The organism is Clostridia bacterium, from assembly GCA_012841935.1.
Classification (GTDB): domain Bacteria; phylum Bacillota; class Peptococcia; order DRI-13; family DTU073; genus DUTS01.
Window position 1 is genome coordinate 22,032 of sequence record DUTS01000073.1, and the last position, 14,051, is coordinate 36,082.

The window sequence follows — 14,051 nt, forward strand, 5'->3', positions numbered from 1 at the left end:
CATTAGGCTTTTAAACAGTCTAGTAATTTCTTTAATTGCTGTATCCTTTTTTGGTACACTTGAGCCCGTTTTTTTGCCACTTTGCTATTAGCTTTCGCCAATTCCCCAACAATCTCCTGCCATCTTTTTAAATCTGTTTCAATTAAATTAATTAAAAGAGGATGTTTTTTTGTTAATAATAAAGGGCCATAAGCAGCCGTTAAATTACTTAAATTTATTTCCGCTCCCTTTTTACCAACCTTAATAATTTGGTAAAAATGATTATTCTCCTCAAGCAAATCCTCTGCCTCAAAAAACCAGCCCTCTTTAGCTAACCAAAAACGTACCAATTTAGCCCTATTCATTGGCTGCACAATAATCTGTTTTAACCCAGTTACTATTTGCGGTGCTGCTTCCAAGAGGCGACAAATAAGTGAACCTCCCATTCCTGCTAGAATAACCGTATCTACTTCCCTAGGTTTTAAAACCGTTAAACCATCACCTAATCTCAACTCAATTTCTGAACTTAAATTATAATTACTAATATTTAAATTAGCCCTTTGATAAGGCCCTTTTTTTATTTCCACCCCAATTACCCGTGCAGCTATTTTTTCCCGAATTAAATAACAAGGCAATAAAGCATGATCAGTACCAATATCAGCTACTTGAGCCCCTTGGGGTACCATTTTCGCTATACCTAAAAGCCGTTTGGAAAGTTTCAAAATACACACCCCCTAAAACACAAAAGGAGTCGACTAAGGTGTCAACTCCTTTAAGAAGACATTTCTGGTGGGCGATGACAGACTTGAACTGCCGACATCCTGCTTGTAAGGCAGGCGCTCTCCCAACTGAGCTAATCGCCCTTTAATGGTGGGCCCACCTGGGATCGAACCAGGGACCAACCGGTTATGAGCCGGTGGCTCTACCGCTGAGCTATAGGCCCATGAAGCCTTTACAGAAGCACTTATTATTTTACAACAACTTTTCTCCTAGGTCAAGGTTAATTTTACACCTATCTGTAGCATCTTCAATCTGTTCAAGACGTTCTTGCATAGATTCTCTATTTTCCCCGGATATTTCCTTAAATCCCGAAAATTCTACCGGGGCTACTCCCCGAACTTGCAGCCAATGATTAATTTCTCCTTTAATTTCTTCCAAGGCTTTTAGACCACGGCCTCCATTATATTTTTCATAAGGTTTTTCCAACTCAGACAATTCTTTAATAACTTGGCGAATACTCTCTTGATTATGATGCTGAAAATAATAAATTTTATTTACATTAGTTAGTTCAGTAAGTAACTGTCGTGCAGGAATATTATGTTGTGCATAAAGTACCACCCAACCAAGAGCAAGCCATTTTTCTACTCTCTTTTGCAATTCAACTTTTGACGCTTGCATCCGCTGATATTCAGCAAATAGTTTTGCCGCTTTTTCCGGCTCTTTTTCCCATTCATAATCACGCTTTATTTTTTTTAAAATAGGATCAAAAACTTTATTTATTTGTTGAATTTTATCCTGAGCTATTTTCTCATTCAGCTCAATTTTCCCTTGTATTTTATAAAGATTAAAGCGATGGTTTAACCAACCCCAACTTAATTTTTCTTCCTTTAAATTAAGGTACCGCGAATCACATCCTTCATACCAGGCTTCTTCAACCTTAGGCATTAACATTAAATGACTAAAAACATCAGAAAGAAGATTTCCATGAAATTTCCTTTCCACAACCCTTCGTAAAGGTTTCCAAAAACTATTTTTTTATAAATCCTTTACCTCTAAATAAACAGGCAATTCTTCCACATTTCTGATTAAATTTTCTAACCCATAATTTATTTCCTCAGATCCGGTTAATTTTTTCATTAAACTACCTCATTTCTTATTCACGTTCACGTTCTACTGAATCTAACTGAACACGCTCACGAGATTCGCCAATATTAGCTAATTTCGCGGCCAAGATTGTCCGCACCGTAGATGGTATGGCTACATACATTTTTCAGCCAATTCGCCCATTAACTGTGACTCACCGCGTACCATAAATCCCTTCTAGTTTTACCGCTTTTTCCAGTAACTCCAACGAATAATTACCGGCCCTAAAATGACAAATACAATTTGCTAAACTAACTTCATCCTCTGCTAACTGCTTACTATCCGGTGTCTGATCATATTTAGCCCTAATTTTTTCTAAAGCACCAACAAATTTAGTCAGATTAGCCTTTAAATCAGGTGTGGATTCGTAATAATCCGCAGGAAACTCAATACTTTCATTTATAAAATCATTAAATCCGAAAACAACCTTATAAACCGACTTCTTCAATGCTTTTATACCTCTCTTCTTTTCATCAGTCACCAACTTAACCCCCTTATCTAAAATTTTATCGTTTAACTCAAATCCTTTCTAAAATATATTGGTTACTAACTATTATAATCTATTGTACCACTTTATGAGTATTCGCACAATAGAAAAAAAATATCGGCTAGTATTCTGCCGATATTTCCCATTTTTAATCTAAATAATCCTTTAACTTGCGACTGCGGCTGGGATGCCGCAATTTGCGTAAAGCCTTAGCTTCGATTTGTCTAATTCTTTCTCTAGTTACCCCGAATTGCTGCCCTACTTCTTCTAAAGTACGGGTTCGACCATCATCTAAACCAAAACGTAATCGCAAAACCTTTTCCTCACGCGGACTTAATGATTCCAAAACCTCTTCCAATTGTTCTTTTAAAAGTATAAAAGAAGCCGCTTCGGCCGGGGCAGGTGCATCTTCATCTTCAATAAAATCACCTAAATGACTATCTTCTTCTTCACCAATTGGAGTTTCCAAAGAAACAGGTTCTTGAGCAATTTTAATAATTTCTCTAACTCTTTCCACAGTAATACCCATTTCTTCTGCTATTTCTTCCGGTGTAGGGTCGCGTCCCAATTCCTGAAGAAGTTGACGAGATACCCTTACCCATTTATTAATCGTCTCCACCATATGCACTGGGATACGTATTGTACGTGCCTGATCAGCAATAGCCCGAGTGATAGCTTGACGAATCCACCAAGTGGCATAAGTACTAAATTTATAGCCTTTACGGTAATCAAATTTTTCCACAGCTTTAATTAAACCCAAATTACCTTCCTGAATCAAATCAAGAAAGAGCATACCGCGGCCTACATAACGTTTGGCAATACTAACCACCAATCTTAAATTTGCTTCCGCTAACTGTCTTTTGGCTTCCTCTTCCCCGGCTTCCATTCGTTTAGCTAATTCTACCTCCTCCTCAGCAGTCAACAGATCAACTCTTCCTATTTCTTTTAAATACATACGCACAGGATCATCTATGCCCACCCCTTCGGGTACGGAAAGGTCTATTTTTTCATCATCATCATCTTCTTCTTCTTTTTCCGCAGTTTCATCAGCATCTAAATCCTCAATATCGGTATTATCCGGAATAATTTCAATACCAAGTGAATTGAGGTGCTCATATAATTCATCAATCTGATCGGAATCTAATTCTACATCTTCCAGGATCTCCATAATGGTTTTATAAGTAAGTACTCCCTTTTTTTTGCCCTCCTCAATTAACTGTTCAACTTCATCCAATTTTAAATCCGCTATTTTTAATTCTACAAATTCATGTTCATTCTTCAAGAATATTCCCCCCCTTCGCCAGGGTTGACACCATTTTTTGTCTTTCTTTAATCATTTTTTGAATCACAGCCATTAATTCCAGAGATTTTGTCACTTCACCTTGTTTTTCATAACCAACCATTAAAGACTGTTTTTCCTGTATTTTTTGATTAACCAACTCTATTTTTAAAGTTAGTAAACAATCCTTTAAAAACTTTTGTTCATTTTGCAGAGGTTCATCTGACAACATAATCTCGGCAACTAATTCCTGGGCTGCTTTGTTTTTCAAGTGAGTAATTAAATCCTCAACTTTTATATTATGACCAGCCTGACGTAATAAATAATTTAACTTATAGATTTCCTTATAAAGCGGTTTAAAAAACAATTCCGCTCCACCAAACTTTTCTACTTCATTAAGTAGTTCCGGTTTATTTAAAACCAAGCGCAATAATCCCCACTGAGCTTTTTCCTTTCCCGAAATTTCTCTTTTTTCTTCAGCTGCTTCTTCGTCCTTTTGAAAAAGACCCTGCTGATATTTCTTAATTTCCGCATAAATTGCTTTTTCCGAAAAAGAAAACCGTTCAGCTAATAAACGCAGATAACCTTCCCTTTCAATGGGACTTTTTATTTTTAAAAGTACGGGGATCAAAGCCTGCATAATTTGAATTTTATTTTCCAACGTATCTTGCTTATATTTTTCCGTTAATTTTAATAATCTATATTCAAAAGCTGGCAAAGCCTGCTCAATTAATTGATTAAATTTAGTCTGCCCCTCTTTACGTAAAAAATCATCGGGATCTAATCCCTGTGGCATGATTATTACAGCTGCTTTAACACCTAACTGTTGAACAATATCTAAACCACGTAAAGTAGCCTGACTGCCGGCGGAATCAGCATCAAAACAAAAAATAAAGTTATAAGTATAACGCATTAATAATCTTGCTTGTTTTTCCGTTAAAGCAGTACCTAATATTCCTACAACCTGTGAAAAACCATATTGATGAGCAGTTATAACATCCAAATAACCTTCTGTTAAAATAACTTGATTTTTATTGCGTAAAAAACCGCGTGCCTGATGTAAACCATATAATTGCTCACCTTTATTAAACAAAGGTGTTTCCGGAGAATTAAAGTATTTGGGTAGAGAATCATCTAATGCTCTTCCTCCAAAACCAATAATTCTGCCCCCTGCATCCCCTATAGGAAAAATTAAACGATTTCTAAAACGGTCATAAAGATGACCTTGAGGATTTCGCACAGCTAAACCCAAACTGATTAAATCTTGGGGAGCAATTTTTTTGCTTAATAAATAATTTGTTAATTCTCCCCAGTCATCTGGGGCATATCCCAATAAAAAATCTTGACAAACTGATTTTTTTAGACCGCGTTTTTTTAAATAATCCTGGACTCCCTTCGCCTTTTTTTGCCACAACTGTTGTTGAAAAAACTTTGCCGCTAATTCATTTATCCCTACTAACTTTTCCCTAAGTTCTCTTTGTTTCCTTTGCTGAGGTGTTAAATTACTACTTGGTACTTCCAAACCACAAGTTTTAGCTAAATAAGCCACGGCCTCTGGAAAACTAAGACCAAGCTGTTCCATTACAAAAATATATACATTGCCCCCTTTACCACAACCAAAACAATGAAAAATTTGTTTATGGGGTGAAACAACAAAAGAAGGTGTTTTTTCGGTATGGAAAGGACAAAGTCCCACATAGTTTTGCCCCTGTTTTTTTAAAGGCACAAAACCCTTAATAAAACTAACTATTTCTATCTGATCGCGTAAATTATCAATAAAATCCTCCGGAATCAACCCAGGCACGACTCTCAACACCTTATAATCAAAATATTTTCGGCACACAATTACCAACTATTCGTGATTTGTGCCCTACTTCCTTCTTTTTTCGCTAAACTTTTTAGCGGCTTCGTCCCCTAAGCTATTTTAACGGAATATAAGAACGGGGTATTACCAGTTTTTTAAACATCATTATACAATAATTATCTGTCATTCCCGAAATGTAATCAGCTACCCCCCTTTCCAGTCCCTCAGTCTCCGCAATTTCTAAATAGAACTGAGGTAATTGTTCATAATACCGTAAATAATGATTAAACAAAAATTCAATTACATAAATAGCCCTTTGCCTTTCGGCTAAACAAAGTGGACCAAAATATATTGTAGAAAACATAAATTCACGTAATCCTGATAAAGCTTGATAAACATCAGGGCTCAAACTTATTTTTAATTTACCTTGGGCTATGTTTTTCTTACTATAATGGACTAGATCCTGTACTAAAGTGGCAATTCGCTCACCATGTCCTTCTCCCAAAACCTCTAAATATTCACGAGGAATATCGCTTAATTTCAAAATACCCGCTCGCATACTATCATCTATATCATGCTGAATATAAGCAATTTTATCTGCATAACGAACTACTTGACCTTCCAAAGTATTATAACCACTATCATCTTTTTCCAATCCACTATGCTGCAAAATTCCAATTAATGTCTCTTCACATAAATTAAGTCCGCGGCCTTTAGGCCCTTGTTCAAGATGAGTTAAAACTCGTACACTATTTTCACTATGTTTAAAACCACCAGGCAGAAGCTTATTTAAAATTTCCTCACCAGCATGAGCAAAAGGTGTATGACCAACATCATGTCCCAGTGCAATAGCTTCAATCAAATCAGTATTTAAACCTAAAGCCTTTCCAATTGTTCGCGATATTTGACTTACTTCTAAAGTATGTGTTAAGCGGGTACGATAATGATCATTTCCCGGAGAAATATAAACTTGAGTTTTATGCTTCAAACGACGAAATGATTTAGAATGAATAATGCGATCCCGATCACGCATATAATCAGTCCTAATACAATCTTCTGCTTCCGGAATCGCCCTACCTTTACTTGCAGCGGCTTTTTGAGCATAAGGTGCCAAATACTCAGCTTCCCTTTTAATTAACCATTGATAAATAGTTGTCATTCTTTAGCCCCCGAAAAACGCAGCTTGCGTGTTGCCTGAGCCACTTCAAATAAACGTCGAGCCAAAATAACTATTCGCTCCTGGGCAGCGGCATCCTCTTGGACCGGCCGTTGTGCGGCTACACCATAATGCCCACAATCAAATTCCTTTTGACCACCACCTACCAAGGTCATACCCTGTACCAACATCATTTGCTGCATGGTCGATAAAGTACCCTCCTGACCACCAAAACGTGAAGCCCCTACAGCAACCGCACCACCTACTACATTTAATAAACTTTTTTCAGTTCTTAAACAGCGAATTTTATCCCAAAATGCCTTTAATTGTGCACTAATTGTACCGAAATAAACAGGAGAGCCCAATAAAAGTCCATCTGCTTTTCTCAAGATATGCAAAACTTCGGCTAAACGTGTTCCTTCAGAACATTTCCCTTGACAAGGAGAAGAACATGCCGTGCAAAAGGGCACCGGCAAATTCCTTAAAATATCGGCAGCATGAATAGTTTCAACTTTTCCGCCTAAAGATTCAAGTTCCGCAAGCCCTTTGTTTAACAAAAACATTGTATTACCATCATGATGCGGACTACCATTTATTACGACAAAAAACATTATTTGACAACTCCTGACGGAGTTTCCACCACCTCTCTAGAATTAATCTACAAATTCAAGCCTCATTATAATTAATACTCCTTAAAAGGAAAAATTCCTGCTTTTCTTTTTTTCGAGTCAAGAAAAGAACTTTCGACAGCTTTTTAAATTACAAAAATATCACATCTCTTTTTTCCACAAAATACCTTCAGCAGCCAATTCCTTAATTGCATTTTTAATCGCAAATTTAACAATTAGATAAAAAATATAAATCGGCACGACAAGAAAAATTAAATACAAAAAAATCGCCAACGACCTACCCATTTTTTCATCCCCTACACTGTCCCCTCACTACAACCTGTTTCATATAATAAACAAAGTGAGGTGACAAAAAATGAGTTTACAAGAACTTATCAATCAAGCAGACCCAGGCAGCATTCTAGAAATACCCGCGGGTACTTATCATGAACAAATTAATAAACCTCTCACCCTACAAGGTACTGATATAGTAATTATTGACGGTGAGGGCCTAGAAGAAAAACCTATGGTTCATATTTTAAGTAATGATGTAATCCTGCAAAATCTTATTATTCAAAATGGACCTTTATTCGGCATTCAAATCGCTGATTCTGCCACACCAGAACTTACCGGAATTGTAATTACTCAAAATACGATCAGAAAAAATACTAATACCGGAATAATTAGTACTCAGCAAGCCGCCATGACCATTAGCGACAACTTAATAAGCCAAAATGGACAAGGAAGCGGTTTTAACCGCGGTGGAATAGGCCTTTTTTCACATGGACCAACAACAATAATTAATAATATCATTGACCAAAATGCCCTTGACGGCATTTTTGCTCAAGATAGCAGTACCAGTTTACGGATCGAAAACAATAAAATCACCAATCATATTATAAGTGGAATCACCTTAGCCTGGGATCAGCGCAACACCCAAATTATTAATAATCAAATTAGCACCTGTGGTTCTGGCTTAAATGATGAACAAGGCGGTATCGTGCTTATTCAAGCCTTAGCCGAAATAATTAAAAATAATCTCCTGGAAAATTGCAATTTCTCCGGCCTTTTTTGGGGTTGGGTACCTAGCCAAGGTCCCATTCCCACGGAAATATTAATCGAAAACAATCTTATTAAAAATTGTTCTCGCGACGGAATTTACCTTTTTAGCCAGGGCCCCGGCGGTTTTATATCCCCAGATTTATTCCCCTTAGAACCCCTCATCACTAATAATACCATAAATAATAATGCTCGTGCCGGCGTTTTTGTCAGTAATCTTTATTACTACAGTCCCGGTAATGCCAAACCAACCCTACTTGAAAACAAAATTGTTGATAATGGTTGGGGAGCAATTAACAATACCTCTCAAATTGTTGAAGCCCCCTATAACTGGTGGGGCAGTAATAGTGGACCCTACCACCCCGAACTTAACCCAGCGGGAATCGGAAATCCGGTAAGTAATAACATCGATTTTATTCCTTGGCTAACTAAAACACCAGTTATAGAAAAATGCAAAATTTCCGCCATAACTTTAGAAGATTATCAAACCGCCCCTCCTACCAATAATGTTTATCCTTTAGATTTAACCTTTAAAATCACCGGTGAAATTAAACTAAAAATCAACCAAGAAGAAAAAATCTCTACCTTTGCACACTGGTTTACCAGTAGGGTAAATTTAGCTTCTCCACTAGACGACACTTTAGAACCTACTATAGAATATCAGGGACACTGTTATGGTACTTTACAAAATCAATCCATACAACTAGAAATAGAAATCGGTCTTTGGCTTCTGCTCCAAACCAGACAAAGTATTTTAATTCCTACCTTTGGTCCAGCCCACCAAAATACAAAATGTGCACCCCCTAAACCAATATCCCTTAATTGTATAGCTGCCAATCTCATCCAAGATTCCTATTGGATAGAAAAATCCCTACTTCATTATCTTGATCTAAAACCCTGACAAACCATCCCTAAATAGATATAATAAATCCCGGGAGGGAAAATAATATGTTTTTTGTAGGAATATTTGGAGCCGAGAAAAAAGCTAAAATAATTAAAGAGTTTAGTAATATTATTTGTCCTTGTGGTGCTTTGTCGCGTATGCAACTTTACGAAACCTACCTACAGTTTCACTTCTTTTTTATCCCCCTTTATAAAGGGAAGCGTAAATACTATTTAAAAACAAGATGCTGCCAAAAAACTTACCAAGTGCCCCGAGAGCTGCTGCCAGAACTTTTACAAAGCGAAGAACCGGATTTTACACATTTACAAACACATACTGCTCAGGTCCAAACCTGTCCATATTGCGGAAAAAAACTATAATAATTTTAAACGGGGTAACAAATACCCCGTTTTTAAATAGTCCATTGACTGTGAATGATACCTACCAACAACCATTCCCCTTTAACTTGCTCAAAAACTAATCTTAAGCCTTTCCAGTCCATATCACCATATTCGGGATGCTCACCGGGGAAATAATATTCCACCACAATCGGTTTTTCGTATACTTCAAATTGATTTTCCACTGCATTACCCTGACTTAATACTTCATTGTAGGCGACCTCTTCGGCATTTTTAAAATCTCGTGAATAAATAAATTCTTGATAATACTCACTAGGGGTTAAAAGTATTTCACTACCAATACCATCATAAAGCCCCCAAAAATAAACTTTCTGATCTTCAAAAAAATCCCGCATTTCTACTTTAGTAAAAACAAGATCCCCTTCCAAATCAACTGATGTATAAGGTGTAAACCTTACCCCTTTAGAAGGATGAACAAACTCGGAAATGGTTTGAGCATCCTGCTCAGCAATAGCGGTAATTAAAGTTTTTGCTTTTTGAGCAATGACCTTTTCCGCTACCTCTGGTTTAATAATACCAGCCTCATTTAACTCATATTCCACCTTTCCGACCAAACAACCCGTAAAACTGACCAACAACAAAAAAATTAAACCAATTAACAAAATTCGTTTCATTACCATCCTCCTTTTTTTAAAATAGTTTTTGGAAAGGGAAAACCGTTAAACCATCAGTTTCAAAACGCAGCACATAACTGTTGCCCTGATAACCTCTAATTAAATCATCACTTTTTAATACACCTTTCCCCATTGCTATAATTTCTCCCTGCCGATTAAGCACAACCAATCTTTCCTGAAAAATATCCCCAGGCAAATATTCCGATAAATTAGCAAAATAAGTATCCTCCGCTGATATTCCCAAAATCCGCAAACCGACCACAAAATTATGGGGTCTTCGTACTTCAAATTCATTTTCCACCTGACCATTTTTATAGATGGTTACCTTGGTACTATCTGTTACTCCCCCATTTTCATTCAACAACAATATATTTTCATAAGAATAACCATTACCCAAAACTGTTCCCCCATTTGAAGCCAAACAAACAGCCTCCTCCCCAGAAACATCCACCTCATAAGTATAAGTTAAATAATCACTAGGTGAGATAGCTGTAATCGCCAGCAGGTTTTCATCTAATGCAGAGATAGCTCTAATTAATCCTGGTTCCTTAATAATCGCCTTATCCCCCAAAGCAGCCGTACCTAATATCCCCTTTTTATTAGCCCTAATAATTAAACAATTATGACCATCTACAAAATAAAAATTTCCCGACTGATCAACAGTCATCAGATAAGCGGTTAAACCTTTTTCGGCAAAACCAAAATCATAAGTAGCCAGCAATTCGCCCTTAGCGGAATACTCATAAACCTGAGCAGATAGTTCTAATAGTAACAAATTACCTTCTCGATTCAAAGCAAAATCCCTAATTGTCCTTTGACCATCATGTTCCGCCAAACCAAAATCTAATTCAGGGTGTTCAGCCTCCAATAAACTAAGAGTCTCAAAAGGCAACCAAGTCCCCTGCTGTTGACAGCCACAAAGCAGTAAAATCAATAAAACGACCATTCCTCTTTTCATTTTTCTTACCTCCATTAATAGAATATCATTAAAAAAAGCACATACCCGAGTGTGTACTTATTTAAAAATAAAGATCTCCTTAAGCGGCACTTTTACCACCAAGTGCCAATCTTAAAGAAGGATTATATTTACCAGCCTCCAATCTAACAATTATTTCCCGGCGAACCCACTAAAATTCCTGCCTGTAATCTTATTTCATTGTAGTTTTTTCCTTGTGGAAAATATAAATCTCTTATATAATTTTCATAAGTAATTGTCAACACGTCCTTTTCTACTCCCTAAAAGTTTAGCCACTAATAGGGTATATTATTGAAATGGTGCTGGCAATTACTTTTTTATTTATCTTTATGCAGATTGTATTTTTGGCTGCCAAAAGTTGTATTTATATATTACCATAAACAGACCCAAATAAAGTAAGAATTTCATACCCGATTAATGTTGTAACTGCTAAACTAAACTCAACAAATTTTGCTAAATAAGAATGAACAGTATTTACCACAAAACTCCTTTCCTGTATGATTGAACTGGAAATTAAATCAGCGGGGAGGGGAGCAAATGAAGCTCACGGAAAGGTGGAATATGTATTCGGAAATAATACGCTTAAAGGAGTTGGGCTTAAACATTTCTCAAATAGCAAGACATCTGGATATATCCCGAAATACGGTATATCAGTATGGGAATTTAAACCCAGATGAATACAACCAGGTACTTGAAGACATGCAAACCCGTCAAAAAAAGCTGGACCACAAAAGGGAAAAAATTTTGTCATGGTTAAAAGAATACCCCGATTTATCTGGGGCCCAGGTATTTGACTGGTTGAAGGAACGGTATCCGGAAATTGATATCTCAGAAAGTACAGTCAGAAATTATGTTTCTTACCTGAGAAAGGAGTACGATATCCCAAAAACTATTCACAAAAGGGACCATGAAGCTATAGAGGACCCGCCACAAGGACATCAAATGCAGGTTGATTTTGGTGAAGAGAAACTCAAAAATGCCCAAGGAAATTTGGTCAGACTCTGGTTTATCGCTTTCGTTCTGTCCAATTCTAGGCAAAAATATGTAGAGTGGCTGGACAGACCCTTTACTACTGAGGATGTAATCAAAATGCATGAAAACGCTTTTTTCTTCTACGGCGGGAGAACAAAAGAAATCGTTTACGACCAAGACCATCTAATTCTGACTAGTGAAAATAGCGGAGATTTAATTCTTACTCATGAATTTGCAAACTACACTAGAAAAAGAGGCTTTCTAATTTATATGTGTAGAAAACAGGACCCCCAAAGCAAGGGGCGCATTGAAAATGTTGTGGGCTTTGTGAAAAAGAATTTTGCCAAACACCGAACTTTTTTTAACTTGGAGAGGCTTAACGAAGATTGTTTAGCTTGGCTTGAGCGAACAGGTAATGGGAAAAAACACAATACAACAAAGAAAATACCGGCAGAAATGTTCGCCCTGGAAAAGCCCCATCTCCTGCCGGTCTACGAAAAATTAAATAGCACTTGTAAAAACAGTATAACAAGAACGGTAAGAAAAGACAATACCATCTGGTTTATGGGTAATAGATATTCCGTACCCCTTGGGACCTATGATGGGACGGAAAAAGTAGTAGAAGTGATGAAGGTCCAGGAAAACATTCTTGTAATCAGCGACTTGGAGACTAAACAGGAATTAGCCCGACACACTATTAGTCTTGAAAAAGGTAAACTTGTCAAAAACAACAACCACGGCCGGGATCGTTCCAAAGGTATTGACAAATATATTGAAACGGTAGCAGTATTTTTTAATCAGCCATCACAGGCAAAAGAATGGCTGAAGAAAATCAGAGCACAAAAACCAAGATACATACGCGATCAGCTGCAAATGCTTCAAAGAAGTATTGAGGATGTCGATGTCCTAATTACCGAAAAAGCGTTAAATTATTGTCTGAAACATAACCTTTTTAGTGCTACTGATTTCAATGATGCAATAGATTATTTTGGCAAAATGCAGCCTAAAGAGAGAATAACAAGATTCGGTGAAGCTGATTTTATAGAGATTAAACCTTTGAATGAAATGGACCGTAGCAAATTTGAAACAAAACCGATGACTAGGGATTTTAATTATTACAAAGAAATTCTGGAAAGGGGACATATATGTTAGAAACCACAAGTGAATTAAAACAGCAAATGAAGGCATTAAAGATAACTGAAATGGCTAAGGCCTTAGATGATCTTTTGTTGGAGGCGGAAGCCAAGGAACTTAGCTATCAACAATTTTTATCTAAACTTGTTAGTTATGAATTATCGAAACGGGGGGAAAAACAAAGGGACAAGTGGCTCAAATGGGCCGCTTTCCCGGAATACAAGACCCTGGACGAGTTTAACCTTGCGGAACAACAATCTCTCAGCAAAAAGCAATTTCAGCATCTAAGGGAACTTTTATGGGTTGAACAAGTTTACAATTTACTGCTATTGGGGCCTCCCGGGGTCGGGAAAACCTTTTTGGCTATAGGCCTAGGTATTGACGCAATAGACAAGGGATATAAGGTCAGCTTTGTCCAAATGGATACCTTGATAAATCTCTTTAAGACCCAAGAAATAAGCAAGGGTAGTCGATTAAGGATGAAAAGAATAACTACATCCGATTTGGTCATCATTGATGACTTGATGTTTATGGCAATGAACAAAAATGAGGCCAATATGTTCTTTCAACTTATAAATAAGCTTTATGGGCAAACTTCAATCATAATTACATCAAATAAGGGTCCTAAGGATTGGGGGGAACTTTTGGGGGATCCTGCAATAACCACGGCCATTTTGGACCGAATAATTCATAAAAGTGAGGTAATTCATTTAAGTGGTGATAGTTACAGAATTAAACATCGAAAAACCATATTTGGGAATATCTAGGTGTTAAAAGTTATTTAGCAAAATTTGTTTAAAAGTACTTGACAGTCACAA

Annotated in this window: 14 protein-coding genes and 2 tRNA genes; 4 read left to right on the top strand and 12 right to left on the bottom strand. The window is 36.9% G+C overall.

The genetic code is table 11. The features are described from left to right. Positions 1–2 precede the first annotated feature (2 nt). The 10 genes from GX687_04400 to GX687_04445 all read right to left on the bottom strand — a co-directional run bounded on the left by GX687_04400 (position 3) and on the right by GX687_04445 (position 7,482). Positions 3–701 (bottom strand): SAM-dependent methyltransferase, encoded by a 699-nt coding sequence (locus tag GX687_04400; GenBank protein HHX96687.1) that lies wholly within the window; start codon positions 699–701, stop codon positions 3–5. Between the two features lie 65 nt (positions 702–766). Continuing rightward, positions 767–842, bottom strand: a tRNA-Val gene (locus GX687_04405). A gap of 5 nt (positions 843–847) precedes the next feature. After that, a tRNA-Ile gene (locus tag GX687_04410) sits at positions 848–922 on the bottom strand. 29 nt (positions 923–951) lie between these two features. Next, positions 952–1,650: a hypothetical protein gene (locus GX687_04415; GenBank protein ID HHX96688.1), complete on the bottom strand. Its 699-nt coding sequence runs from the start codon at positions 1,648–1,650 to the stop codon at positions 952–954. A 346-nt stretch (positions 1,651–1,996) separates the two neighbouring features. Further along, entirely contained in the window at positions 1,997–2,323 is a 327-nt protein-coding gene (locus GX687_04420; protein HHX96689.1) for a hypothetical protein, read from the bottom strand. A 154-nt stretch (positions 2,324–2,477) separates the two neighbouring features. Continuing rightward, positions 2,478–3,617, bottom strand: coding sequence for an RNA polymerase sigma factor RpoD (gene rpoD / locus GX687_04425; GenBank protein HHX96690.1), 1,140 nt, complete (start codon positions 3,615–3,617; stop codon positions 2,478–2,480). Beyond that, on the bottom strand, positions 3,601–5,412 hold the full coding sequence (locus tag GX687_04430) for a DNA primase (protein HHX96691.1): 1,812 nt from the start codon (positions 5,410–5,412) through the stop codon (positions 3,601–3,603). The genes rpoD and GX687_04430 overlap by 17 nt, the downstream gene beginning before the upstream one ends. Before the next feature lie 115 nt (positions 5,413–5,527). After that, positions 5,528–6,571: a deoxyguanosinetriphosphate triphosphohydrolase gene (locus GX687_04435; GenBank protein ID HHX96692.1), complete on the bottom strand. Its 1,044-nt coding sequence runs from the start codon at positions 6,569–6,571 to the stop codon at positions 5,528–5,530. Beyond that, positions 6,568–7,179 (bottom strand): flavodoxin family protein, encoded by a 612-nt coding sequence (locus GX687_04440; protein HHX96693.1) that lies wholly within the window; start codon positions 7,177–7,179, stop codon positions 6,568–6,570. Before GX687_04440 ends, GX687_04435 begins: the two co-directional genes overlap by 4 nt. A gap of 159 nt (positions 7,180–7,338) precedes the next feature. Next, positions 7,339–7,482, bottom strand: a complete 144-nt coding sequence (locus GX687_04445; protein ID HHX96694.1) for a hypothetical protein — start codon at positions 7,480–7,482, stop codon at positions 7,339–7,341. A gap of 70 nt (positions 7,483–7,552) precedes the next feature. Between GX687_04445 and GX687_04450 the strand changes: the two genes are divergently transcribed. Both GX687_04450 and GX687_04455 read left to right on the top strand, forming a co-directional pair. Beyond that, the gene (locus tag GX687_04450; protein ID HHX96695.1) at positions 7,553–9,136 is read left to right on the top strand and encodes a hypothetical protein; all 1,584 of its coding nucleotides are present in this window, start codon (positions 7,553–7,555) and stop codon (positions 9,134–9,136) included. A gap of 47 nt (positions 9,137–9,183) precedes the next feature. Continuing rightward, entirely contained in the window at positions 9,184–9,498 is a 315-nt protein-coding gene (locus GX687_04455) for a zinc ribbon domain-containing protein (protein ID HHX96696.1), read from the top strand. A 32-nt stretch (positions 9,499–9,530) separates the two neighbouring features. Here GX687_04455 and GX687_04460 read toward each other — a convergent pair whose 3' ends face one another. Next, entirely contained in the window at positions 9,531–10,151 is a 621-nt protein-coding gene (locus tag GX687_04460) for a hypothetical protein (protein ID HHX96697.1), read from the bottom strand. A gap of 16 nt (positions 10,152–10,167) precedes the next feature. Continuing rightward, positions 10,168–11,109, bottom strand: coding sequence for a hypothetical protein (locus GX687_04465; protein HHX96698.1), 942 nt, complete (start codon positions 11,107–11,109; stop codon positions 10,168–10,170). A 579-nt stretch (positions 11,110–11,688) separates the two neighbouring features. Here GX687_04465 and GX687_04470 point away from each other — a divergent pair. Both GX687_04470 and GX687_04475 read left to right on the top strand, forming a co-directional pair. Next, a complete protein-coding gene (locus GX687_04470) occupies positions 11,689–13,251 on the top strand; it encodes an IS21 family transposase (GenBank protein ID HHX96699.1) in 1,563 nt (520 codons plus the stop codon). After that, positions 13,245–14,000 carry an ATP-binding protein gene (locus GX687_04475; GenBank protein ID HHX96700.1) on the top strand — a complete coding sequence of 252 codons (756 nt, stop codon included), beginning with the start codon at positions 13,245–13,247 and terminating at the stop codon, positions 13,998–14,000. Before GX687_04470 ends, GX687_04475 begins: the two co-directional genes overlap by 7 nt. Positions 14,001–14,051: the final 51 nt, after the last annotated feature.

Excerpts from the sequence above, each read along its gene's own strand:
- GX687_04415 (HHX96688.1), bottom strand. The coding sequence starts at position 1,650 with ATGTTAATGCCTAAGGTTGAAGAAGCCTGGTATGAAGGATGTGATTCG.
- GX687_04435 (HHX96692.1), bottom strand. The coding sequence starts at position 6,571 with ATGACAACTATTTATCAATGGTTAATTAAAAGGGAAGCTGAGTATTTG.
- GX687_04440 (HHX96693.1), bottom strand. The coding sequence starts at position 7,179 with ATGTTTTTTGTCGTAATAAATGGTAGTCCGCATCATGATGGTAATACA.
- GX687_04445 (HHX96694.1), bottom strand. The coding sequence starts at position 7,482 with ATGGGTAGGTCGTTGGCGATTTTTTTGTATTTAATTTTTCTTGTCGTG.
- GX687_04450 (HHX96695.1), top strand. The coding sequence starts at position 7,553 with ATGAGTTTACAAGAACTTATCAATCAAGCAGACCCAGGCAGCATTCTA.
- GX687_04455 (HHX96696.1), top strand. The coding sequence starts at position 9,184 with ATGTTTTTTGTAGGAATATTTGGAGCCGAGAAAAAAGCTAAAATAATT.
- GX687_04460 (HHX96697.1), bottom strand. The coding sequence starts at position 10,151 with ATGAAACGAATTTTGTTAATTGGTTTAATTTTTTTGTTGTTGGTCAGT.
- GX687_04465 (HHX96698.1), bottom strand. The coding sequence starts at position 11,109 with ATGAAAAGAGGAATGGTCGTTTTATTGATTTTACTGCTTTGTGGCTGT.
- GX687_04470 (HHX96699.1), top strand. The coding sequence starts at position 11,689 with ATGTATTCGGAAATAATACGCTTAAAGGAGTTGGGCTTAAACATTTCT.
- GX687_04475 (HHX96700.1), top strand. The coding sequence starts at position 13,245 with ATGTTAGAAACCACAAGTGAATTAAAACAGCAAATGAAGGCATTAAAG.